General features: G+C 56.4%; 21 protein-coding genes. 6 read left to right on the plus strand and 15 right to left on the minus strand.

Translation table 11 applies throughout. The features are described 5' to 3' along the window. Positions 1-30: 30 nt before the first annotated feature. From rnhB to rpsB, 15 genes are all read right to left on the minus strand, one after another. The gene (rnhB, locus tag CKW31_RS06780; RefSeq protein WP_095093587.1) at positions 31-681 is read right to left on the minus strand and encodes a ribonuclease HII; all 651 of its coding nucleotides are present in this window, start codon (positions 679-681) and stop codon (positions 31-33) included. Positions 682-692: 11 nt separating this feature from the next. Next, positions 693-1,832 carry a lipid-A-disaccharide synthase gene (lpxB, locus tag CKW31_RS06785; RefSeq protein WP_095093588.1) on the minus strand — a complete coding sequence of 380 codons (1,140 nt, stop codon included), beginning with the start codon at positions 1,830-1,832 and terminating at the stop codon, positions 693-695. Positions 1,833-1,834: 2 nt separating this feature from the next. Beyond that, on the minus strand, positions 1,835-2,611 hold the full coding sequence (lpxA, locus tag CKW31_RS06790) for an acyl-ACP--UDP-N-acetylglucosamine O-acyltransferase (RefSeq protein WP_095093589.1): 777 nt from the start codon (positions 2,609-2,611) through the stop codon (positions 1,835-1,837). Further along, entirely contained in the window at positions 2,608-3,048 is a 441-nt protein-coding gene (fabZ, locus tag CKW31_RS06795) for a 3-hydroxyacyl-ACP dehydratase FabZ (RefSeq protein ID WP_027898801.1), read from the minus strand. The genes lpxA and fabZ overlap by 4 nt, the downstream gene beginning before the upstream one ends. Before the next feature lie 111 nt (positions 3,049-3,159). After that, positions 3,160-4,215 carry a UDP-3-O-(3-hydroxymyristoyl)glucosamine N-acyltransferase gene (gene lpxD, locus CKW31_RS06800; RefSeq protein ID WP_095093590.1) on the minus strand — a complete coding sequence of 352 codons (1,056 nt, stop codon included), beginning with the start codon at positions 4,213-4,215 and terminating at the stop codon, positions 3,160-3,162. Positions 4,216-4,218: 3 nt separating this feature from the next. Further along, entirely contained in the window at positions 4,219-4,722 is a 504-nt protein-coding gene (locus CKW31_RS06805; RefSeq protein ID WP_027898803.1) for an OmpH family outer membrane protein, read from the minus strand. 45 nt (positions 4,723-4,767) lie between these two features. Next, positions 4,768-7,137, minus strand: a complete 2,370-nt coding sequence (gene bamA, locus CKW31_RS06810) for an outer membrane protein assembly factor BamA (RefSeq protein ID WP_095093591.1) — start codon at positions 7,135-7,137, stop codon at positions 4,768-4,770. A gap of 79 nt (positions 7,138-7,216) precedes the next feature. Continuing rightward, positions 7,217-8,569 carry a sigma E protease regulator RseP gene (gene rseP / locus CKW31_RS06815; RefSeq protein ID WP_095093592.1) on the minus strand — a complete coding sequence of 451 codons (1,353 nt, stop codon included), beginning with the start codon at positions 8,567-8,569 and terminating at the stop codon, positions 7,217-7,219. Positions 8,570-8,629: 60 nt separating this feature from the next. Further along, positions 8,630-9,820, minus strand: coding sequence for a 1-deoxy-D-xylulose-5-phosphate reductoisomerase (gene ispC / locus CKW31_RS06820; RefSeq protein ID WP_095093593.1), 1,191 nt, complete (start codon positions 9,818-9,820; stop codon positions 8,630-8,632). Beyond that, on the minus strand, positions 9,817-10,632 hold the full coding sequence (locus CKW31_RS06825; protein WP_095093594.1) for a phosphatidate cytidylyltransferase: 816 nt from the start codon (positions 10,630-10,632) through the stop codon (positions 9,817-9,819). Before CKW31_RS06825 ends, ispC begins: the two co-directional genes overlap by 4 nt. Continuing rightward, positions 10,632-11,387, minus strand: coding sequence for a polyprenyl diphosphate synthase (gene uppS / locus CKW31_RS06830; RefSeq protein WP_095093595.1), 756 nt, complete (start codon positions 11,385-11,387; stop codon positions 10,632-10,634). Before uppS ends, CKW31_RS06825 begins: the two co-directional genes overlap by 1 nt. 16 nt (positions 11,388-11,403) lie before the next feature. Beyond that, on the minus strand, positions 11,404-11,961 hold the full coding sequence (frr, locus tag CKW31_RS06835; RefSeq protein ID WP_027898809.1) for a ribosome recycling factor: 558 nt from the start codon (positions 11,959-11,961) through the stop codon (positions 11,404-11,406). Next, positions 11,958-12,701, minus strand: coding sequence for a UMP kinase (gene pyrH / locus CKW31_RS06840; RefSeq protein WP_032630773.1), 744 nt, complete (start codon positions 12,699-12,701; stop codon positions 11,958-11,960). The genes frr and pyrH overlap by 4 nt, the downstream gene beginning before the upstream one ends. Before the next feature lie 207 nt (positions 12,702-12,908). Beyond that, positions 12,909-13,778, minus strand: coding sequence for a translation elongation factor Ts (gene tsf, locus CKW31_RS06845; protein ID WP_027898811.1), 870 nt, complete (start codon positions 13,776-13,778; stop codon positions 12,909-12,911). Between the two features lie 191 nt (positions 13,779-13,969). Continuing rightward, a complete protein-coding gene (gene rpsB, locus CKW31_RS06850; protein ID WP_095093596.1) occupies positions 13,970-14,710 on the minus strand; it encodes a 30S ribosomal protein S2 in 741 nt (246 codons plus the stop codon). 1,096 nt (positions 14,711-15,806) lie between these two features. Here rpsB and map point away from each other — a divergent pair. The 6 genes from map (at position 15,807) to dapD (ending at position 23,640) form a co-directional block, all read left to right on the plus strand. After that, positions 15,807-16,589, plus strand: a complete 783-nt coding sequence (gene map / locus CKW31_RS06865) for a type I methionyl aminopeptidase (RefSeq protein WP_087274044.1) — start codon at positions 15,807-15,809, stop codon at positions 16,587-16,589. 41 nt (positions 16,590-16,630) lie between these two features. Further along, a complete protein-coding gene (locus CKW31_RS06870) occupies positions 16,631-19,327 on the plus strand; it encodes a [protein-PII] uridylyltransferase (RefSeq protein ID WP_095093598.1) in 2,697 nt (898 codons plus the stop codon). 76 nt (positions 19,328-19,403) lie between these two features. Beyond that, positions 19,404-20,597, plus strand: a complete 1,194-nt coding sequence (dapC, locus tag CKW31_RS06875; protein ID WP_095093635.1) for a succinyldiaminopimelate transaminase — start codon at positions 19,404-19,406, stop codon at positions 20,595-20,597. 299 nt (positions 20,598-20,896) lie between these two features. Then, the gene (locus tag CKW31_RS06880) at positions 20,897-21,811 is read left to right on the plus strand and encodes a hypothetical protein (protein ID WP_095093599.1); all 915 of its coding nucleotides are present in this window, start codon (positions 20,897-20,899) and stop codon (positions 21,809-21,811) included. Positions 21,812-22,227: 416 nt separating this feature from the next. After that, complete coding sequence (locus tag CKW31_RS06885) at positions 22,228-22,569, plus strand: ArsC family reductase (RefSeq protein WP_027900581.1); 342 nt, start codon at positions 22,228-22,230, stop codon at positions 22,567-22,569. 36 nt (positions 22,570-22,605) lie between these two features. Further along, the gene (gene dapD / locus CKW31_RS06890; RefSeq protein ID WP_095093600.1) at positions 22,606-23,640 is read left to right on the plus strand and encodes a 2,3,4,5-tetrahydropyridine-2,6-dicarboxylate N-succinyltransferase; all 1,035 of its coding nucleotides are present in this window, start codon (positions 22,606-22,608) and stop codon (positions 23,638-23,640) included.

The following is a 23,640-nucleotide window of genomic DNA, read 5'->3' on the forward strand; positions in this document are numbered from 1 at the left end:
CCGGGCCTTTTGTAAAACATCAGCCCACTGTCAGCTCAATGGGAAAATCGACGTCGAAGACATTGTCGACTGGATCATTGCATCCCGCGCTGCATAGGCAGCACGCACCGGTCCGAATGAGCGCCTGTGAATCGGCGTTGGCCCGAGACGCGCAAGGGCTTCGAGATGCACCGGTGTCGGGTAGCCCTTGTGTCCACCGATCCCGTAACCGGGATATTTGAGTTCCATGGCGGCCATCTCACGGTCACGGCTGACCTTGGCCAGAATGGAAGCAGCAGCAATCGCCGGAACCTTGGAGTCGCCCTGAACCACCGGCGCACTGGGGACCGACAACTGCGGGCAACGATTGCCGTCGATCAAGGCCAGTTTCGGCGTGACCATCAGGCCTTCCACAGCACGCTTCATGGCCAGCATGGTGGCGTGCAGGATGTTCAGCTGATCAATCTCTTCGACTTCTGCCCGGGCAATGTGCCAGGACAGTGCTTTCTCGCAGATTTCCTCGAACAGCAGCTCGCGCTTTGCCTCTGTCAGCTTCTTCGAGTCATTGAGCCCCAGAATCGGACGACGAGGATCGAGAATGACCGCGGCGGTCACCACAGCACCACAAAGGGGACCACGGCCCACTTCATCAACGCCAGCAACCAGTTCTTCTACGAGATTGAAATCCAGACCCATTTGCATTGAACGCGAACTCACAGTGAAGGCGAATGACCAATCAGGTTCAACACCGCTTCAGCGGCCTGATTGGATGCATCGCGACGCAAGGTCCGGTGTATTTCGTCAAAACCTTCAGTCTGCACCAGGCCGTCATCCAGAAGCGGCAGCAATTGCTGCACCAATGCATCAGCAGTGGCGTCATCCTGCAACAGCTCCGGCACCAACAGGCGCTGAGCCAAAAGATTGGGCAGCGAGACGTACGGGCTTTTCACCAGACGCTTGAGTATCCAAAAAGTAAGCGGTGCCATGCGATAGGCAACCACCATGGGGCGCTTGTACAGCAGTGCTTCAAGCGTCGCCGTGCCCGATGCAATCAACACCGCATCGCAGGCGGCCAGCGCTACATGAGAGCGGCCATCGAGCAACAATACCGGCAAATCCCGCCCCTGCAATAATTGCTCGATCTGCACACGACGCTGGGGGCTGGCACACGGCAAGACAAATCTGACCTCGGGGCACACAGCCCGCAGACGCTCGGCGGCCTCGAAGAACAAGCTGCCCAGACGCCCGACTTCACCACCACGACTCCCCGGCATCAGCGCAACAACCGGACCATCACCGAGGCCTAGTTCGGCACGAGCAGCAGCACGATCGGCATGCAGCGGGATGGTATCGGCCAGCGGATGCCCGACAAACTTGACCGGCACGCCTTTCTCTTCATAGAAGCGAGCCTCGAAGGGCAGCAACGTCAGCATCAGATCGCAGCCTTCACGAATCTTGAGAACGCGCTTCTGCCGCCACGCCCACACCGATGGGCTCACGTAATGAACCGTTTTGATGCCGGCACGACGCAGTTGAAGCTCGATATTGAGGGTGAAATCCGGCGCATCGATGCCGATAAAAACGTCTGGCTTTTGATCAATCAGAGTCTGGATCAGCGCTTTGCGTTTGGCCAACAACTCACGCAAACGACCCAACACCTCAACCAGCCCCATGACCGAAAGGCGTTCCATCGGGAAATAGGAGACCATACCTTCGGCCTCCATCAGCGGGCCGCCGACGCCGATGAACTCAACCTGAGGGTGACGCACCTTGATGGCACGCATGAGACCGGATCCGAGAATATCCCCGGACGCCTCGCCAGCGACTAACGCGACACGCAATACGCTGGACATGATTAGCGGGTGATGCCGCGGGTCGAGGTCTGGATGGACTCAAGAAACACAGCCACCTCAGGGAACTGGGCAGCAGGCTCAGCCAGCTCGGCGATGGCCTGATCAACCGTCAGCCCTTGGCGATAAACCACTTTGTAGGCACGGCGCAAGGCGTGAATGGCTTCTTCACTGAAGCCGCGACGACGCATGCCCTCGAAGTTCATGCTCCGGGCCTCGGCAGGGTTCCCGAACACGGTTACAAACGCAGGAACGTCCTTGCCAATGGCGGTACCCATGCCGGAAAAGCTATGGGCGCCAATGTGGCAGTACTGATGGACAAGCGTGAAACCGGACAGGATCGCCCAATCTGCCACGTGCACATGACCCGCCAACGCAGTGTTGTTGACCAGAATGCAGTTATTGCCGATGACACTATCATGGCCGATATGTGCATAGGCCATGATCAGATTATGGTCGCCAATCGTGGTTTCGGCACGGTCCTGAATGGTGCCGCGATGAATCGTCACGCCTTCGCGAATCACATTGTGATCGCCAATGACCAGACGCGTCTCCTCACCTTTGTACTTGAGATCGGGCGTGTCCTCGCCTACCGATGAAAACTGGTAAATGCGATTGTGCTTACCGATCCGGGTCGGGCCACGCAGAATCACGTGAGGCCCAACCACTGTACCCTCGCCAATTTCCACACCAGCTCCGATGATCGACCAAGGGCCGACCTCCACATTGTCAGCCAGGATGGCTGTCGGATCGATGATTGCGCGAGGGTCAATTAAACTCATAGTTTACGTTCCGCACAGATGATTTCTGCGGAGCAAACCGGCTTGCCGTCAACGGAAGCGCTGCACTCGAACTTCCAGATCTGACGCTTGCAGCTGAGGAACTTCGCTTCAAGAATCAACTGGTCGCCCGGCAGCACTGGCTGACGGAAACGCAGTTTGTCCGAGCCCACGAAATAATACAGCGTACCGTCGGCAGGCTTGGCACCCAGCATTTTGAAACCAAGGATACCGGCAGCCTGTGCCATCGCTTCAATGATCAACACGCCCGGCATGATTGGATGCGCCGGAAAGTGGCCGTTGAAGAACGGCTCATTGATGCTGACGTTTTTATAGGCGCGAATACTTTTGCTCTCGACATCGAGCTCTACTACACGGTCTACCAGCAGGAACGGGTAGCGGTGCGGCAGGTATTCACGAATTTCGTTGATGTCCATCATTTCGAGGGGAAGCCTGTAGTCAAGATTGGGAGTGCGCGGCAATTGCGCTGCACTCCTCTGCAAATCAAGGAAGCAATTTATCGGCAGTGCACGCTTGATATGAAAAAAGTATCAGCCATCTGATGAAGCATTAACGCCTGAGGTCACTCCCTCAACAATCTTTTCCAGCTTTTGCAGTCGACGTGCCATGTCGTCGAGCTTGCGAATACGTGCAGCGCTTTTGCGCCATTCGCCCGCAGGCTGCATTGCCGTACCAGACGAGTAAGAACCCGGCTCGGTAATGGAGTGGGTCACCATCGTCATGCCGGTAATGAAGACACCGTCACAAATGTCGATATGGCCTACCAGCCCGACACCACCGGCCAGCATGCAGTGCTTGCCGATTCTGGTACTGCCGGAGATACCCACACAAGCCGCCATGGCAGTGTGATCACCGATCTGCACGTTGTGAGCGATCTGAATCTGGTTATCCAGCTTCACACCGTTACCAATGCGGGTATCGGCCAACGCGCCACGATCAATGGCGGTATTCACGCCAATTTCCACATCGTCACCGATCAGTACGCCACCAATCTGGGCGATCTTCTGCCAGATACCCTTCTCGTTGGCGAAACCGAAGCCCTCGCCCCCCAGAACGGCACCTGACTGAATGACCACACGCTTACCGATGCGTACATCGTGATAGAGCGTCACCCGCGGAGCGAGCCAGCCGCCTTCACCGATTTCGCAACGGGCACCAATGAAACAGTGCGCCCCAACAGTAACGCCTGCTGCAATACACGCCCCACTCTCAATCACAGCAAACGCGCCGATGCTCGCAGCAGGATCAATCTGCGCATCATCAGCGATGACTGCCGTCGGATGAACTCCGGCAGCGGCCTTTGGCTTAGGATCGAACAGATGGGAAATACGCGCGTAGGCCAGATAGGGATCCGGTACCAGCAACGCATCGCCAGCATACGAATCAGCATCTGCAGGCTTCAATAGCAACGCAGAGGCTTGAGTATCAACGAGGAATTTACGGTATTGCGGATTTGCCAGGAAGCTGACCTGACCTGGACCGGCCTCTTGCAAAGTGGCCAGCCCGGTAATTTCTTTATCCGCGGAGCCACGTAGCGTGGCCCCGAGGAACTCGGCCAATTGACCGAGCTTGATAGTAGCGGTCATAGGTTACTTCAGCTGGTTCATGCGCTCGATGACCTGGCGAGTAACGTCGTACTGTGGCTTGACGTCAATCACTGCACCGCGCTCGAAGACCAGGTCAAAAGCACCTTTCTTGATCACTTCTTCAACTGCCTGATCCAGCTTAGGCTTGAGTTGCTTGAGCATTTCGCGGTCGGCAACGGCTTTGGCTTCGTTCAGTTCCTTGGACTGGAACTGGAAGTCACGGGCTTTTTGCTTGAATTCAAGCTCAAGACGCTCGCGCTCAGGCTGGGCCATTTTGTCGCCACCGCTCACCAGACGATCCTGAATGCCTTTGGCGCTGCTTTCCAGGGTTTTCAGTTTGGTCAGTTGCGGACCGAACTTCTTCTCTGCATCAACGGCATATTTCTTGGCCGCATCAGATTCCAGCAACGCCATCTGGTAGTTCAGAACGGCAATTTTCATGTCGGCAAAAGCCGGACCTGCTGCCAAAACGGTTGCCAGCAGTACCAATTGAGTCAACTTACGCACGGTGTACTCCTACAGAATTCGCTGTCGTTATCTAAAGTCAGACGCTTAGAAAGTCTGACCAAGGGAAAATTGGAAAACCTGGGTTTCAGTATCGTCATCCGGTTTCTTGATCGGCATCGCCAAGGCGAAGCTGAGAGGACCGAGGGCGGTAACCCATGTCACACCTACACCAACGGAACTGGCCATGCCGGACAGATCAATGTCGTTACATTCAACCTTCTTGCCATTGCGCGTCCGGGTGTCGTCGCAGTTGGTGTCGAATACGTTACCGACGTCCCAGAACAGCGAAGTGCGCAGGGAGCGTTGGTCTTTGATGAAGGGCAGAGGGAACATAACCTCTACACCACCTTGAACAAGAACGTTGCCGCCGAATGGGAGCGGGTCCTGATCCGGGTCAGGCCTAGTGCCGTTTTTGCCGGTACTTGGAGTACTGCGCGGGCCAAGCGTACTGTCTTTGAAGCCACGAACCGAGTTGAAGCCACCGGCATAGTAGTTTTCATAGAACGGCAGACCCGAGGTCGAACCATAGCCATCGCCGTAACCCAACTCGGTGTGCAGACGCAGGGTGTAGTTATCGGTAATCGGGTGGAAGTATTGGGCGCGGTAGTCGAGTTTGTAGAACGACAGGTCGCTGCCCGGCAAGGTAGTTTCAAATGTCAGGCTTTGTGAGTGACCACGAGTCGCCAGCACACCTTTGTTCAAGGTCGACTCGGACCAGCCGACCGAGCCCTTGAAGTTCAGGTACTTGTCGCCTTCCTGGTTCACGAAGTCAAAGATTTCGTCAACGGTATAGGTACCGGTCTTGATTTCGTCCTGCTGTACGGTCAGGCCGTAAGTCAGACGCGAAGTCTCGTTGATCGGGTAACCCATGCTTATGCCAGCACCCAGGCTGTCTACCGCATAGCTCGCAACGTCGACGTCAAGGTCGTCGTAGTCGGTGGTGCGGTAGAACGCGTTGTAACCCAGGCTCACACCATCAGCAGTCCAATACGGATCGACATAGCTGAAGTTGTAACGGCTCTGGTATTCGCTGCGAGTCAAGCCGATGCTGACCTTGTTACCGGTACCGAGGAAGTTGTTCTGGCTGATCGAACCACCGAGGATCAGGCCAGCGCTTTGAGCGAAACCGACACTGGCGGTGATCGAGCCGGAGGCCTGCTCTTCCACGGCATAGTTAACGTCAACCTGATCGTCGGTACCCGGAACAGCCGGGGTTTCGACGTTCACTTCTTTAAAGAAGCCCAGACGATCCAGACGAGTCTTGGACTGGTCGATCAGGTAGGTCGAAGCCCAGCCACCTTCCATCTGACGCATTTCACGGCGCAGCACTTCGTCAGCAGACTTGGTGTTACCACGGAAGTTGATGCGGTTTACGTAAGCACGCTTGCCTGGATCAACCACGAAGGTGATGTCGACGGTGTGATCTTCGTCGTTAGGTGTCGGCACGCCGTTGACGTTGGCGAAGGTATAGCCTTCGTTACCCAGACGACGGGTGATCAGTTCGGACGTCGTGGTCATGACCTTGCGCGAGAACACCTGGCCTGGTTTGACCAGCAGCAGGGATTTGACCTGATCTTCCGGAACCTTGAGGTCACCGCTCAGCTTGACCGACTTGACGCTGTACTTCTGGCCTTCGTTGACGTTGACCGTGATGTAGACGTTTTTCTTGTCAGGCGTGATCGAGACCTGAGTCGAGGCGATATCCATGTTGATATAGCCGCGATCGAGATAGTAGGAACGCAGACGCTCGAGGTCGCCGGAAAGTTTTTCCCGGGCGTACTTGTCGTCGTTCTTGAAGAAAGAAAGCCAGTTGGTGGTCTTGAGCTCGAACAGGTCGATCAGGTCTTCATCAGGGAAGACGCTGTTACCCACCACGTTGATGTGTTGGATAGACGCTACGGTGCCTTCATTGATGTTGATCTTCAGGCCAACCCGGTTGCGTGGCTGAGCAACGACTTCAGTTGCGACTTCAGCCGAATAGCGGCCTTGAGCAACATACTGGCGCTGCAGTTCGTTACGCACACCTTCAAGAGTTGCCCGCTGGAAGATTTCGCCTTCAGCCAGACCCGACTGTTTCAGACCCTTCATCAGGTCTTCAGTGGAGATGGCTTTGTTGCCTTCGATTTCAATACTCGCGACAGATGGACGCTCGACGACGGTGATGACCAGCACGTTGCCGTCACGACCCAACTGGATATCCTGGAAGAATCCGGTTTTGAACAGTGCGCGAGTGGCATCCACCAGACGACCATCATCCGCTTGCTCGCCAACGTTCAGCGGCAACGCACCAAATACACTGCCCGCGGATACCCGCTGCAGGCCATTGACACGGATATCGGAGATAGTGAAGGACTCGGCGTGAACTTCGGCAATCATCAGTACGGCAAGAACCGCAGTTAGCAGCAGACGTTTCATGAAGTCCTTTCTTATTCCAACTGGCAATAAACAAACTGCCGCAAAATGCGGCAGATTCGCAACTCAGCAAAGCTAAGCTTTACAGTCGACCCAGATCGTTGACCAGTGCGAGCAACATAACGCCCACCACCAGACTGATACCAATCTGAATCCCCCAACCTTGAACCCTGTCTGAAAGGGGGCGACCACGTGCCCACTCAATCAGATAGAACAACAGATGCCCCCCGTCCAGCACTGGAATAGGCAGTAAATTCAGGACTCCCAGGCTTATGCTCAGATAAGCGAGGAAATTCAGGAAATCACCTATGCCCGACTGGGCCGAAGCGCCCGCCACTTTAGCAATGGTTATCGGTCCACTCAAGTTTTTTACCGAGAGCTCGCCGAACAACATTTTCCTGAGTGAGTCGAGGGTCAGTACGCTCATGGTCCACGTACGGCTGGCGCCCTCGGCCACAGCGGCCAACGGACCATAACTGACTTCGCGCAGCATCTCCGGTGGCCAATCGATACCTTTGACGCCAGCCCCCAGATAACCGCTCGCAGCCTTGCCCTCACCACGCGCTGCGAGTGTCAGCGGCACATCAAGTTGCGCGCCGTCACGCTCCACACGCAGGGAAATTTTCGCGTCAGGGCGCTCACGCACCCAATCAACCACTTGCTGCCACTCTTCTACGGGCCGGCCATCCAGAGCAACCAGCTTGTCGCCGGTTTTCAGCCCTGCAGCCTGAGCAGGACCTTTCGGGTCCAGCTCAGCCAGCACCGGCGGCAATGCCGGACGCCATGGACGAATACCCAGCGACTTGATCGGGTCCGGCTCTTCAGCCCCTTTCAGCCAGTTATCCAGCGCCAGGCTGTGAGCAGTATCGACCGTCGCGTCTGGCTCGCGCACCTTGAGCGCGACCGTACCGCTTTCACCCAGCCGGCGCACCAGTTGCAGATTCACCGCTGACCAGCCTGCAGTTGCTTCGCCATCCACAGAAACAATTTCCTGACCGGAACTCAGCCCTGCCTGTTGCGCAATACTGCCAGCCTCGACTGCACCGATAACCGGGCGTACCTGCTGGGTGCCCAGCATGGCCAGAATCCAGAAAAAGAAAATTGCCAGAAGAAAGTTCGCAATCGGGCCTGCACTGACAATGGCGATGCGCTGATAAACCGACTTGCGATTGAACGACTGATCAGCCAGCTCGGGAGGAACGTCACCTTCACGCTCATCGAGCATTTTTACGTAGCCACCCAAAGGGATGGCTGCGATTACGAATTCGGTGCCCTGCCGATCATGCCAACGAACCAGTGGAGTGCCGAAGCCGACCGAAAAGCGTAAAACCTTGACGCCACAACGCCGTGCGACCCAAAAGTGGCCGTATTCGTGAAAGGTAACCAGCACACCTAGCGCAACCAGGGTGCCGACAATCATATAGAGCGCGCTCATCAACTTTCTCCGGGTACCGGCTGGGTCAAACCTCGAGCCAATACCGTCTAGCGTCTGCGATTAACGCCCGTTGCGGCTGAGCCATTGTTCAGCCAAAACGCGCGCTTTTGAATCCGCGCTGAATACAGCTTCCAGATCAGGAAGCGGCACAACGGGTTCAAGATTCAAAACATCGTCGATCATACCCGCGATTTCCGGATAACGGATGCGCCGATCGAGAAATGCAGCTACAGCAACTTCGTTCACGGCATTCAGCGTGGCCGGGGCGCTGTTGCCAGCCTCGGCAGCTTGCCGCGCCAGACGCAGGCACGGGAAGCGCTGTTCGTCAGGTGCCTGGAAGTCCAGACGCGCGATACTGAACAGGTCCAGAGGTGCAACACCTGAATCGATGCGCTGCGGCCAGGCCAAAGCATGGGCAATGGGCGTGCGCATGTCCGGATTGCCTAGCTGAGCAAGCACTGATCCGTCCACATAGTCGACCATCGAATGAATGACGCTCTGGGGATGAATCACTACCTCAATTTGATCCGGCCGGGCATCGAATAACCAGCAAGCCTCGATAAGCTCAAGCCCCTTGTTGATCATGCTGGCCGAGTCCACCGAAATCTTGCGCCCCATCGACCAGTTGGGATGAGCGCAAGCCTGCTCAGGGGACACGTCGTTCAATTCGCTCAATGGCGTTTCGCGAAACGGACCACCCGACGCAGTCAGCAAAATGCGCCGCACACCCACCGGCTCCAGCCCGCGCGCATAATCAAGCGGCAGACACTGAAAAATCGCGTTGTGCTCGCTATCAATAGGCAGCAGAACCGCACCACTTTGACGAACCGCCTGCATGAACAGGGCGCCAGACATGACCAGCGCTTCCTTGTTCGCCAGCAATATCTTCTTGCCTGCCTCGACAGCCGCCAATGTAGGCCGCAGGCCGGCAGCCCCGACAATCGCGGCCAGCACGGTGTCGACCTGCTGATGAGCGGCGACTTCGCACAGACCACCCTCCCCCACCAGTACACGAGTATCAAGACCTGCTGCGGCCAGATCGTCCTGCAATTTGCGCGCAGACTCCTGTGTCGGCAGCACAGCAAAGCGTGGTGTGTGCTTGATGCACAGGGCCAGCAACTCGCTCTGCCGGGTAAAGCCCGTCAGCGCAAATACCTGATAGAGATCAGGATGACGAGCTATGACGTCCAGCGTACTCAGACCGACCGAGCCTGTAGCGCCTAAAACGGTAACCTGTTGAGGACGACTCACAGCACGCCCCAATCAGCAGCCCACAGCAGCACAGCAAAAACAGGGATGGCAGCTGTCAGACTGTCGATACGATCAAGCACTCCGCCATGGCCCGGCAACAGATTGCTGCTGTCCTTGATACCGGACTGGCGCTTGAACATGCTTTCGGTCAAATCGCCCACCACCGAAATGAACACAACGATCGCCGCACCCAGCAAGCCGAACACGAACTGCGATCCGGTCCAGTCGCGAACAACACCGACAACGACCGTGATCAGCAGACAGGTGAGCAAACCACCGTACACACCCTCCCAGCTCTTGCCCGGACTGACTTTCGGCGCCAGCTTGCGCTTGCCAAAAGCCTTGCCAGAGAAGTAGGCACCAATATCCGCCCCCCAAACCAGCACCATGACCGACAGAATCAACCAGTTACCCAGCGGCCATTGCTTGATCAGCACCAGCCCCTGCCATGCAGGCAGCAGGATCACCAGACCGATAGCCAGTTTGCAGATCGCACTGGACCAGTGCCGACTGGATTCCGGGTATGTCAGTACCAGCCAGGTTGCCAGCGCCCACCATATAACCGCTGCTATCAGAATCCAGGGAGCAAGCCCTGGCATCAGATAGAGAAGAAACGATAGCGCCGCCACAGCAGCGGCATAAGCGATGCGCGCCGACTGAGCCGGAAAACCGGCGAGACGCGCCCACTCCCAGGCACCGAGGGTTACCACCACGCCAATGAACAGGGCGAAGCTGGCCCCGGAAAGCAGGAAAAATCCGCAAAGCGCAATCGGCAGCAGAATGAGTGCAGTGATAATCCGTTGTTTCAGCATTAAACCCGGGCTCCAGCTTCGATCTGCTCACTCGTTTTACCGAAGCGACGCTGACGCGAAGCGAAATCGGCCAGCGCAGCGCGCATGGCATCGTGTTTGAAGTCCGGCCAGAACAGGTCGGAGAAGTACAGCTCGGCATACGCCAGCTGCCAAAGCAGGAAGTTACTGATGCGGTGCTCGCCACCCGTACGAATGCACAAATCAGGCAACGGCAAATCACCGGTCGCCAGACAGGTTTGCAGCAATTCAGGCGTAATGTCGTCCGGACGCAAATGCCCGGCCTGCACTTCGCGCGCAAGTCGCTGTGCAGCCTGGGCGATGTCCCACTGACCACCATAGTTGGCGGCAATCTGCAGGACAAATCGATCGTTCCCAGCGGTACGACTTTCAGCTTCTCGCATGGCCGCCTGAAGCTCGGGGTGAAAACGGGATCGGTCGCCAATAATGCGCAGGCTGATCTGGTTCTCATTCAGGCGCTTGGTTTCACGGCGCAAGGCCGTGAAAAAAAGCTCCATCAATGCCCCGACTTCTTCGGCGGGCCGCTGCCAGTTTTCACTGGAAAACGCAAAAAGCGTGAGCACCTCGACCTTTGCCTCAGCACACACTTCAATGACCGCGCGAACCGCATCCACACCCGCTTTGTGCCCGGCAACACCGGGCAACAGGCGCTTCTTCGCCCAGCGATTATTACCATCCATGATGATCGCGACATGACGCGGCACCGATGACGGCGCGGTCGATTTTGTCTTTTCCATGAAAGCGCCCCGAACCTTATACGGCCATCAGGTCTGCTTCTTTTGCCTTAGTGGCCGAGTCGATGTCTGCCTCTGCCTTGTCGGTCAGTTTCTGGATATCTGCAGCAGCACGACGTTCTTCGTCTTCGCTGATTTCCTTGTCCTTGACCAGCTTCTTCAAATCACCCAGTGCATCACGGCGAATATTACGCACCGCGACACGAGCATCTTCAGCAGCGCTACGAGCCTGCTTGGTGAAGCCCTTGCGGGTCTCTTCGGTCAACGCTGGCATGGAGATCAGCAGCAACTCACCAAGGTTGGTTGGATTAAGGTTCAATCCAGCGCTCTGGATCGCCTTGTCGACAGCCGCCAGCATGTTGCGCTCGAAGGCAACGACCTGCAGGGTGCGGGAATCTTTGACAGTGACGTTGGCAACGCCACTCAGCGGGGTGTCTGCGCCGTAGTAAGGCACCATCACACTGCCCAGAATGCTTGGGTGAGCCTTACCGGTACGAATCTGGCCAAATGCATGGCTCAAGGATTCAAGGGATTTCTGCATGCGCTCTTGAGCGTCTTTTTTGATTTCGTTGATCATTGTGCGCCTTCCTCGATCAGGGTTCCTTCAGCGCCGCCATGTACGATGTTCAGCAGGGCGCCGGGCTTGTTCATATTAAAAACACGGAGTGGCATCTTGTGATCGCGGCACAGGCAGATTGCCGTCAGATCCATTACGCCCAGCTTGCGATCCAGGACTTCATCGTAAGTCAGATGATCGAACTTCTCTGCATGCGGGTCTTTGAATGGGTCTGCGGTATACACACCATCCACCTTGGTTGCCTTGAGGACAACATCAGCGTCGATTTCGATTGCCCGCAAGCAAGCAGCCGAATCGGTGGTGAAGAACGGATTGCCAGTACCTGCCGCGAAAATCACAACTTCTTTTGAGTTCAGGTGACGCATGGCTTTGCGACGATCGTAATGATCGGTCACACCCACCATCGAGATGGCAGACATCACGATGGCAGAAATGTTGGCGCGCTCCAGTGCATCACGCATTGCCAGGGCATTCATCACAGTGGCCAGCATGCCCATGTGATCGCCGGTAACCCGGTCCATGCCAGCAGCACTCAGCGCGGCACCACGGAACAGGTTACCACCACCAATAACCAGTCCGACCTGGACGCCTATGCCGACCAGTTGGCCGACTTCAAGCGCCATGCGATCCAGTACTTTTGGATCGATTCCGAACTCTTCGGAGCCCATCAGGGCCTCGCCGCTAAGCTTGAGTAGAATGCGTTTATAGCGAGCCTGATAACCACTGCCCTGCTGAGCCATTGCGAATCTCTCCTGCGGCGTTTTCTGAAAAAAATCTGTGCGGGCACTTTAAGCCTGCGCTAACTCTAGCTTGACGCTGCGAGAGCGTCAGAAGAATGCAGCCTTGTAAGCCACTTCTCCAAGGAAAACAAACACCTTTTCCTTTTTGACAAAGAGGCTGCGCGCGTAAGCGGGCAGCCTCTTGGATACGACAGTCGGTGAACCGTCTTACTTCTTGCTTGCAGCTACTTGCGCAGCGACTTCTTCAGCGAAGTTGTCGACTGGCTTATCGATGCCTTCGCCCACTTTGAAGTAAGTGAAGGAAACGATTTCAGCACCGGCTTTCTTGGCCAGCTCGCCAACCTTGACTTCCGGGTTCTTGACGAAAGCCTGCTCAACAAGGCTGGCTTCAGCCAGGAACTTGGTGATACGACCGGCAACCATTTTCTCAACGATTTCGGCTGGCTTGCCTTTGATCTTGTCTTCGTTCAGTTGCAGGAAGACGCCCTTCTCGCGCTCGATCGCTTCGGCAGAAACTTCCGAAGGCAGCAGGAACTCAGGGTTGCTTGCAGCAACGTGCATAGCGATGTCTTTGGCCAGCTCAGCGTCGCCGCCTTTCAGGACAACGACTACACCAATCTTGTTGCCGTGCAGGTAAGCGTTGACCACGTCACCTTCGATGCTCGCCAGACGACGGATGTTCACGTTCTCGCCAACTTTGGCAACCAGAGCAGTACGCTCGACTTCCTGAGCTTCGATCAGCGGAGCTGCGTCGGTCAGCTTGTCTGCGAATGCTTTTTCCAGGCTGCTGGTGACGAAGTTCTTGAAATCGTCTTGCAGGGCCAGGAAGTCAGTCTGGGAGTTGACTTCGATGATGGTAGCGCGCTTGCCATCTTCGGCAACCTTAACGGCGATAGCACCTTCAGCAGCAACGTTGCCTGCCTTCTTGGCAGCCTTGATTGCGCCCGAAGCACGCATGTCATCAATGGCTTTTTCGATGTCGCCGCCAGCCTTGGTCAAGGCCTTTTTGCAATCCATCATGCCTTCGCCGGTACGCTCGCGCAGTTCTTTAACCAACGCTGCAGTAATCTCTGCCATTTCAAAATCCTCTTGGATAGGTCTTTAACCATTCCACCCGCCTGAACGGGCGTTCAAATTCTTGAAAACTCATGGTGACATGCCGTTCATGACAAGAACGTCATGACAACGCCAACACATGGTTCTCGAGGTGGCAAAAAGGGGGCCAAGCCCCCTTTTTGCGTACTGAGTCAACGCTAGGCGTTGGTTACTCAGCCTTCAACTGCAGCGGCTGGAGCTTCTTCGACGAAAACGTCGGTGCCGCCAGCAACGTTGTTACGACCGCGGATTACAGCGTCAGCCATCGAACCCATGTACAACTGGATAGCGCGGATTGCGTCATCGTTGCCTGGGATGATGTAGTCAACGCCTTCCGGGCTGCTGTTGGTATCGACTACGCCGATAACCGGGATACCCAGCTTGTTGGCTTCGGTGATCGCGATGCGCTCGTGATCAACGTCGATAACGAACAGTGCGTCTGGCAGACCGCCCATATCCTTGATACCACCCAGGCTACGATCCAGCTTTTCCAGATCGCGAGTACGCATCAGCGCCTCTTTCTTGGTCAGCTTGGCGAAAGTACCGTCTTCAGCCTGAACTTCAAGATCACGCAGTCGCTTGATGGACTGACGGATGGTTTTGAAGTTGGTCAGCATGCCGCCCAACCAGCGGTGATCGACGTACGGCGAACCGCAACGTGCTGCTTCTTCAGCAACGATCTTGCCAGCGGAACGCTTGGTGCCGACGAACAGAATCTTGTTTTTGCCCGAAGCCAGCTTCTCAACGAAAGACAGCGCTTCGTTGAACATAGGCAGGGTTTTTTCAAGGTTGATAATGTGAATCTTGTTACGCGCGCCGAAAATGTATTTACCCATTTTCGGGTTCCAGTAACGGGTCTGGTGGCCGAAGTGCACACCGGCCTTCAGCATATCGCGCATGTTGACTTGGGACATGATAGTTCCTTGATAAGTCGGGTTAGGCCTCCACGTATCCCAATGACCAACCAGCGGCTTCGAGCCGAAGGCACCCAGGTCATCGTGTCGACACGTGTGTGGGTTAGTGCTTGCGGGGCTTACCCCGGAAAGCGGCGCATTTTATACCATAGAAGTCCGGATAACGGAAACCCAATTACGTGCAGGTTGCACGATGCTTTTATTGCCTTCTCGGAGGCAGCGGTAATAGGGAGGTGATTTTTGTGTGTATATCCGTTTCCGCGTTAACGACTTCTATTGGTTGCGCTTTTACAGCGCCTCACTTTTGATAGAGCGCAAAAGTAAGCAAAACGCTCTTGCCCCACCACTCGGCACCTCGCTGTCGCTCGGTGTACCCGCCCGCAGATCCTGAACCGTGGGCCGCCGCAACGGGCCATCCATGGCCCAATGCGGCTAACCCGGCATCCTTGCCGGGTTGCCCACGGTTCAGAATCTGCGTTCGGCCAGCGTGGTTTAACGGGGCGCCCAAGATCAAAATCAAGAGCGCGGCGGCCTGAAAGCCGACCTGATTGTGTGAGCTTCCCGATCTCCTGTAGGAGCTGCCGAAGGCTGCGAAGCGGTGTGTCAGACAACGAATGCGTTGACCTTGCTGGCGTCTCGCGAACAAGTTCGCTCCTACCGGTCCGGGGTGTTAGCGCTGTAACGCTTTGCTTTTGATCTGCTTTTGACTTTGATCTGAGGCGCCCCGTTAAACCACGCCGGCCGTAATTCGACATTGCTGCGTGGGGCAAACCGGCAGGGATGCCGGTTTAGCCGCCTCAGGCCATGGATGGCCGGTGGCGGCGGCCCCAAGCAGCAATGTCGGATTACGGGCATGCCGAGCGACAGCGAGGCACCAAGTGGTGGGGCATAAGCGCTTTGGTTACTTTCGCGCTCTTCGAAAGTGACGCGCTGTAAAAGCGCAACCAATATCAGCCATCACCACGAAAACGGATATGTACACAAAACTCCCGCACGACACCCTATATAAGGAAGCAACAATCCCCCACCTGCGACGGTCTGTTAGAATCGCCGTTTTCCGTATTAGCCGCGCCCCCTGTGCGCCGAGAGAGTTCGTATGACAGTCACCATCAAAACCCCTGAAGACATCGAAAAAATGCGCATTGCCGGTCGCCTGGCTGCCGATGTCCTGGAAATGATCGGTGCTTACGTCAAGCCTGGCGTCACCACCGAAGAGCTGGACCGCATCTGCCACGACTACATCGTCAACGAGCAGAAAGCGATACCGGCTCCGCTGAATTACAAAGGTTTCCCCAAGTCGATCTGCACGTCGATCAACCACGTTGTGTGCCATGGCATCCCGAATGAGAAGCCGTTGAAAAATGGCGACGTGCTGAACATCGACGTCACCGTGATCAAAGACGGCTACCACGGCGATACCAGCAAGATGTTTCACGTAGGCAAAGTCCCTGAGTGGGCCGAGCGTCTGTCGAAAATCACTCAGGAATGCCTGTATAAAGGCATAGAAATCGTTCGCCCTGGCGCAACATTGGGTGATATCGGCGAAGTCATTCAGAAACACGCCGAAAAGAACGGCTTCTCCGTGGTGCGCGAATATTGTGGCCACGGCATTGGGAAGGTGTTCCATGAAGAGCCGCAAGTTGTACATTACGGCAAGGCTGGCGAAGGCATGGCCCTGGTAGAAGGCATGACCTTCACCATCGAGCCGATGATCAATCAGGGCCGTGCCGAAACCCGCCTACTGGGCGATGGCTGGACCGCGATCACCAAGGACCGCAAGCTGTCGGCACAGTGGGAGCACACCATTCTGGTCACCGCTGACGGCTATGAGATTTTTACCCTGCGCAGCGACGACACCATCGCCCGCACATCAGCCTGATCACAATGCTCGCTTGATCTAGATAAAAGGAAAGCAGTTCCATGCCGCAGGTGGATCCCGATTTGTTCGACCGTGGTCAGTTCCAGGCCGAACTGGCGTTGAAGGCGAGTCCGATTGCCGCGTTCAAGAAAGCCATCCGCAATGCGCGGGAGGTGCTTGACGAGCGTTTCAAGGCTGGCCGTGACATTCGCCGCCTGATCGAAGACCGCGCCTGGTTTGTGGACAACATCCTGCAACAGGCATGGGACCATTTCGACTGGAGCGAAGAAGCCGATATCGCCCTGCTGGCCGTCGGCGGTTACGGCCGCGGTGAATTGCATCCTTATTCAGACATCGATCTGCTGATCCTGCTGGACAGTGCTGACCACGAAGTTTTCCGCGAGCCCATCGAGCGCTTTCTTACACTGCTCTGGGACATCGGTCTTGAAGTGGGTCAAAGCGTACGTTCGGTGGATGAGTGCGCCGTGGAAGGCCGCGCCGATCTGACGGTGATCACCAACCTGATGGAAAGCCGCATTATCGCCGGGCCTGAACGCCTGCGGCAGCGCATGCTGGAAGTCACCAGCCCGAAACAGATGTGGCCCAGCAAAGAGTTTTTCCTGGCCAAACGTGCCGAGCAGAAAACCCGACATCACAAGTACAACGACACAGAATACAATCTAGAGCCCAACGTTAAAGGCTCGCCCGGTGGCTTGCGGGATATCCAGACCATCCTCTGGGTCGCCCGACGCCAATACGGCACGCTGAATCTGCATGCGCTGGCGGGCGAGGGGTTTTTGCTGGAAAGCGAAAACAACCTGTTGGCCTCCTCCCAGGACTTTCTCTGGAAAGTGCGTTACGCGCTACACATGCTGGCTGGCCGCTCCGAAGATCGCCTGCTGTTCGACCACCAGAGCAGCATCGCTCACCTGTTGGGCTATCAGGACAACGACGCCAAGCTGGCCATCGAACGCTTCATGCAGAAGTACTACCGCGTGGTGATGAGCATCGCGCAACTCAGCGATCTGATCATCCAGCATTTCGAAGAGGTCATCCTGACCGACGACGAAGGCGCGATCACTCAACCGCTCAACTCACGTTTCCAGGTGCACGACGGCTATATCGAGGCGACAAACCCGAACGTCTTCAAACGTACGCCGTTCGCCATGATCGAGATTTTTGTGCTGATGGCCCAGCACCCGGAAATCAAGGGTGTGCGTGCCGACACCATTCGACTGCTGCGCGAACATCGGCATTTGATCAATGATGATTTCCGTAACGATATTCGCAACACCAGCCTGTTCATAGAGCTGTTCAAGTGCGAACTGGGCATTCATCGCAATCTGCGGCGCATGAACCGTTACGGCATTCTTGGGCTTTATCTGCCTGAGTTCGGCCATATCGTCGGGCAGATGCAGCATGACCTGTTCCACATCTATACGGTCGATGCGCACACGCTGAATCTGATCAAACACCTGCGCAAGCTTCAGTACACCCAGGTCTCCGAGAAATTCCCGCTGGCCAGCAAGGTCATGGGCAGGCTGCCGAAGCCGGAATTGATTTACCTCGCTGGTCTTTATCACGACATCGGCAAGGGGCGCGGTGGCGATCACTCGGAACTTGGCGCCGTTGACGCTGAAGCGTTTGGTGTCCGCCATCAACTGCCAGCATGGGACACGCGCCTTATCGTCTGGCTGGTCAGCCATCATCTGGTGATGTCCACGACGGCTCAGCGCAAGGACTTGTCCGATCCACAGGTGATCCACGATTTTGCCCAGTTCGTCGGGGATGAAATCCATCTGGATTATCTCTATGTGCTGACCGTTGCCGATATTAATGCCACCAACCCGACGCTATGGAACTCATGGCGGGCGAGCCTGTTGCGCCAGCTATACACCGAAACCAAGCGCGCTCTAAAACGCGGCCTGGAAAACCCGGTGGATCGCGAGGAACAGATCCGTCGCACACAAACTGCAGCGCTGGACATACTGGTTCGCAACGGCACCGATCCGGACGATGTCGAGCAGCTCTGGTCGCAACTGGGCGACGATTACTTCCTGCGTCACACTGCAGGCGATGTGGCCTGGCATAGCGATGCGATATTGCAGCAGCCTTCAGATGGCGGCTCACTGGTCCTGATCAAGGAAACCACCCAGCGTGAGTTTGAAGGCGGTACCCAAATATTCATTTATGCCCCGGATCAGCATGACTTCTTCGCGGTGACCGTGGCGGCGATGGACCAGCTGAACCTGAACATTCATGACGCCCGGGTCATCACCTCGAGCAGCCGGTTCACTCTCGACACCTATATCGTGCTCGACAACGACGGTGGCTCGATCGGCAATAACCCTGAGCGCATCAAGCAGATTCGCGAAGGCCTGACCGAAGCATTGCGCAACCCTGACGACTACCCGACGATCATCAAACGTCGCGTACCGCGCCAGCTAAAGCATTTCGCCTTCGCGCCTCAGGTAACAATCCACAACGATGCCCAGCGTCCGGTGACCATTCTGGAGCTATCTGCACCGGATCGACCCGGCCTGCTGGCACGGATCGGCAAGATATTTCTGGAGTTCGATCTGTCGCTGCAAAACGCCAAGATCGCGACGCTGGGCGAGCGCGTGGAAGACGTGTTCTTCATCACGGACGCCAACAACCAGCCGCTGTCCGATCCACAGTTGTGCAGCCAGTTGCAGGACGCCATTGTCGAGCAACTGAACGTCAACCACGAGCCCGGCGAATTGCGCATCAGCATCTGAGCAAACCTGACGCTGTTCAATGAATCGACTTATGGCGCTCACCCGTTCGAGCGCCCTGCTTCTGGAAGCCAGCCCCATGAATAACGCGATGCAACTGCTTCAGCCCTACCCTTTCGAAAAGCTTCGCGCCCTGCTCGGCAGCGTGACGCCAAACCCCGAAAAGCGCCCGGTTGCGCTGTCCATTGGCGAACCCAAGCATCGCTCGCCGGACTTCGTTGCCAAAGCCATGACTGACAACCTGGACCAGATGGCGGTCTATCCGACAACGTTGGGCATCCCGGCCTTGCGCGAAGCCATTACCGGCTGGTGTGAGCGGCGCTTTGGCGTGCCGAGTGGCTGGCTGGACCCGGCGCGTAACGTACTGCCGGTCAATGGCACCCGTGAAGCCCTGTTTGCCTTCACCCAGACCGTGGTCAACCGAGCCGATGAGGGACTGGTAATCAGCCCAAACCCGTTCTATCAGATCTACGAAGGTGCGGCATTTCTGGCGGGCGCAACGCCGCATTATTTGCCTTGCCTGGCCGAGAAGGGCTTCAACCCCGACTTCGACGCAGTGTCGGCCGATACCTGGAAGCGCTGTCAGATTCTGTTCCTGTGCTCTCCGGGCAACCCGACCGGCGCGCTGATTCCGGTGGAAACCCTGAAAAAGCTGATTGCCCTGGCTGACGAACACGACTTCGTGATCGCCGCCGACGAGTGCTACAGCGAGCTGTACTTCGACGAGCAAACACCACCTGCCGGCCTGCTCAGCGCGTGCGTTGAACTGGGTCGTCAGGATTTTAAACGTTGCGTGGTTTTCCACAGCCTGTCCAAGCGCTCGAACCTGCCGGGCCTGCGTTCCGGTTTCGTGGCAGGCGATGCAGACATACTCAAAGCGTTCCTGCTCTATCGCACCTACCACGGCTGCGCGATGCCGGTGCAAACCCAGCTGGCCAGTATTGCTGCCTGGAATGATGAAGAACACGTGCGCGCCAACCGCGACCTGTACCGCGAGAAGTTTGATGCCGTGCTTGAGATTCTTGCGCCGGTGATGGACGTACAGCGTCCCGACGGTGGCTTCTACCTGTGGCCGAGCGTTGGCGGCGACGACGCAGAATTCTGTCGAGACCTGTTCGTTGATCAACATGTGACCGTGGTGCCGGGCTCTTATCTGTCCCGCGAAGTGGACGGTTTTAACCCAGGTGCTGGACGCGTGCGCCTGGCACTGGTTGCGCCGCTGGCTGAATGCATTGAAGCGGCAGAGCGGATTCGCGACTTTATCAAGAAGTGATGTACTCCCCACGGCGTGCACTGTGCCGTGGGGTGTTGATCAACACGCCTCATGACGCCCTCGCGGCTAAAGCCACTCCTACGGACCCAACTTCCCGTAGGACCGGCTTTAGCCGGGAGGGCGTCAGTACACTCGCTGCATAATCTTAATCAGAATTCTTTTCAGCTAAAGCGGACTGCCGCCTGGCCAGCTCTTCGGACATTCCTTTGCTTCACGATAGCGCGCGTCGGACAAGCCATCCTGTAAAGAAATTTGTTTCAAAGCCGATACAAACTGAAACTCACTTCATGGATGAACATATGAGCCTGTTATCGACGCTCTCCAACATCGGCACCGCCGCCTATAACGGTGTCAATACGGCAACCAGCCCGGCAAAGACCGCTACCGCTTCAACGACTGCACTTGAGCAGGAAACACCCAGCATCGACAAGGCGACCTTTTCAAGCGCAGCGCTCGAACTCAGTCAGAAAACCTCCTACGCCTCAAAACTGTATCCAACGCGCCCCGGCATGAGTGCCAATGCGTTGCTGATGGCGGTTGCCAACCCGGGTCTTGAATCAAGCTCCAAAGGCTTGTCTTTCAGTGATGTCGCTACTGACGCACGTGCTCGCATGGACGACAAGTACGCACAGATGAAAGCCAGCGGCACCCCCTATAACCGTTATGACAAGGAAGCTGCTGACACCAACTCGTTGCTGGGCGATCTTGACCGAAGGTCTCTGTACGCGGTGAGCAAGAATGAAGGCGGCCTCTTTACCAAGGCGGAGCAGGAAGAGGCATCGGATGCGATGAACCGTCAGTTTGGCCTGGCGATGGGCCTGTACAGCGGCTTGTCATCGCTGGAAGGCGACTTTGTCGATCCGTACAAAGGTGACGATCTCACGCGTTTCAAGGTGGGTCTGAAGTTTCTGAACCAGGTCAGCAGCGAAGAAAAAAGCTCGGCAACCTGGATGCGCATGCACCAAGGGCTAGAGGAGAGCATTGCCAGTCTGGAGAATCCAGAGAAGCCTAAGGTCCATAAAACCCTGTTCGACATCATTGCCGAAATGAACTCGCAAAAAGTCGAGGAAGACGAGGAAGACAAATTCACCGGCAACAAATCCAGCTCGACGGGCGGGACGTCTCAGCCGGCTGCCGCCGTGTTAAATGTACCGAGCGCCACAAACGCACCGAGCCCGGCAGTCAGCTCTGAGAAGACGGATAGCCAAGGTTAATCTGATTTGCCACGCACGGTTTGGCCTCATGAGACCCATCGGGGGCATTTCCGTCGTGGGACCGGCTTTAGCCAGGAAGAGGCCAAGACAGGCACTGAATGTTTCCCTGACGAAACATCGCCTTCCCGCCTAAAGCCGGTCCCACGTCGCTAACATCCGGATCACGCCACACTGCCCTCACAGGGCGCATGCAAGACCACACTGGTAAATCCATATAAGGCCCATCGAAGTGCCATATTGGCGGCCTAAGCTATTGTTGCACCGTCACTCATTGGCATAACCCTGGCAAAAAAGTCATGCCCGGCTATATAAACACGTCGGCAGTACACGCCCAGCCTGCCTGTCCGTGGCATAATCCGTGACCGTTTTTCAACCGTCTCAAAGGGGGCAAGCTCGTGGCTGATGAAATCAACAAGTTGCACCTGTATGGGATCAAAGCGTGCGACACGATGAAAAAGGCTCGCACCTGGCTCGATGAAAAGCCGGTGAGCTACGATTTTCACGACTATAAAACCCAAGGCATTGATCGCGAACATCTGACCCGGTGGTGCAACGAGCACGGCTGGCAGACAGTGTTGAACCGTGCAGGCACCACCTTTCGCAAGCTGGACGAGGCGCAGAAAGCCGACCTCGATCAGGATAAAGCGATTGAACTGATGCTCGCTCAACCGTCGATGATCAAGCGCCCGGTGCTCGACCTCGGCGACAGAACCCTGATCGGCTTCAAACCAGACCTGTATGCAGCGGCTATCGCCTGACTGAGATAGCCCTTTAAATTAGTAAGAGGTATTTCCATGTCCACTACCCTGTTCAGCCTCGCCTTCGGTGTCGGCACTCAAAACCGTCAAGGCGCATGGCTGGAAGTTTTCTACGCCCAGCCACTGATCAACCCGACCGCCGAATTGATCGCAGCGGTTACACCTGTACTGGGTTACACCGGTGGCAACCAGGCCATTACCTTCAACACCGATCAGGCGTCGAAGCTGGCTGAAGCTCTCAAGTCCGTTGACGCTGGCCAGGCTGCATTGCTGACCCGTCTGGCTGAGAGCCACAAGCCATTGGTCGCGACCCTGCTCGCCGAAGATGCTGCGCTGACGTCCACCCCTGAGGCTTACCTCAAGCTGCATCTGCTGTCCCATCGTCTGGTCAAACCGCATGGCCTGAGTCTGGCCGGGATTTTCCCGCTGCTGCCAAACGTTGCCTGGACCAGCCAGGGCGCCATTGACTTGACCGAATTGGCTCCGCGCCAACTGGAAGCACGCCTCAAGGGTGAGCTGCTGGAAGTTTTCTCCGTCGACAAATTCCCGAAAATGACTGACTACGTCGTGCCGACCGGCGTGCGTATCGCCGACAGCGCGCGTATCCGCCTGGGCGCCTACATCGGCGAAGGCACTACCGTGATGCACGAAGGTTTCGTCAACTTCAACGCTGGCACCGAAGGCCCGGGCATGATCGAAGGTCGTGTCTCTGCTGGCGTATTCGTTGGCAAGGGTTCTGACCTGGGCGGCGGTTGCTCCACCATGGGCACCCTGTCCGGTGGCGGCAACATCGTCATCAAGGTCGGCGAAGGCTGCCTGATCGGTGCCAACGCCGGTATCGGCATCCCGTTGGGCGACCGCAACACCGTGGAGTCGGGTCTGTACGTGACCGCTGGCACCAAGGTTGCGCTGCTGGATGATCAGAACAAACTGGTCAAAATCGTCAAAGCCCGTGATCTGGCTGGTCAGCCTGACCTGCTGTTCCGTCGCAACTCGGAAACCGGCGCTGTGGAATGCAAAACCCACAAGTCGGCTATCGAGCTGAACGAAGCGCTGCACGCTCACAACTGA

Origin of the sequence: Pseudomonas sp. Irchel 3A5, from assembly GCF_900187575.1 — a bacterium.
GTDB classification, from domain to species: domain Bacteria; phylum Pseudomonadota; class Gammaproteobacteria; order Pseudomonadales; family Pseudomonadaceae; genus Aquipseudomonas; species Aquipseudomonas folii.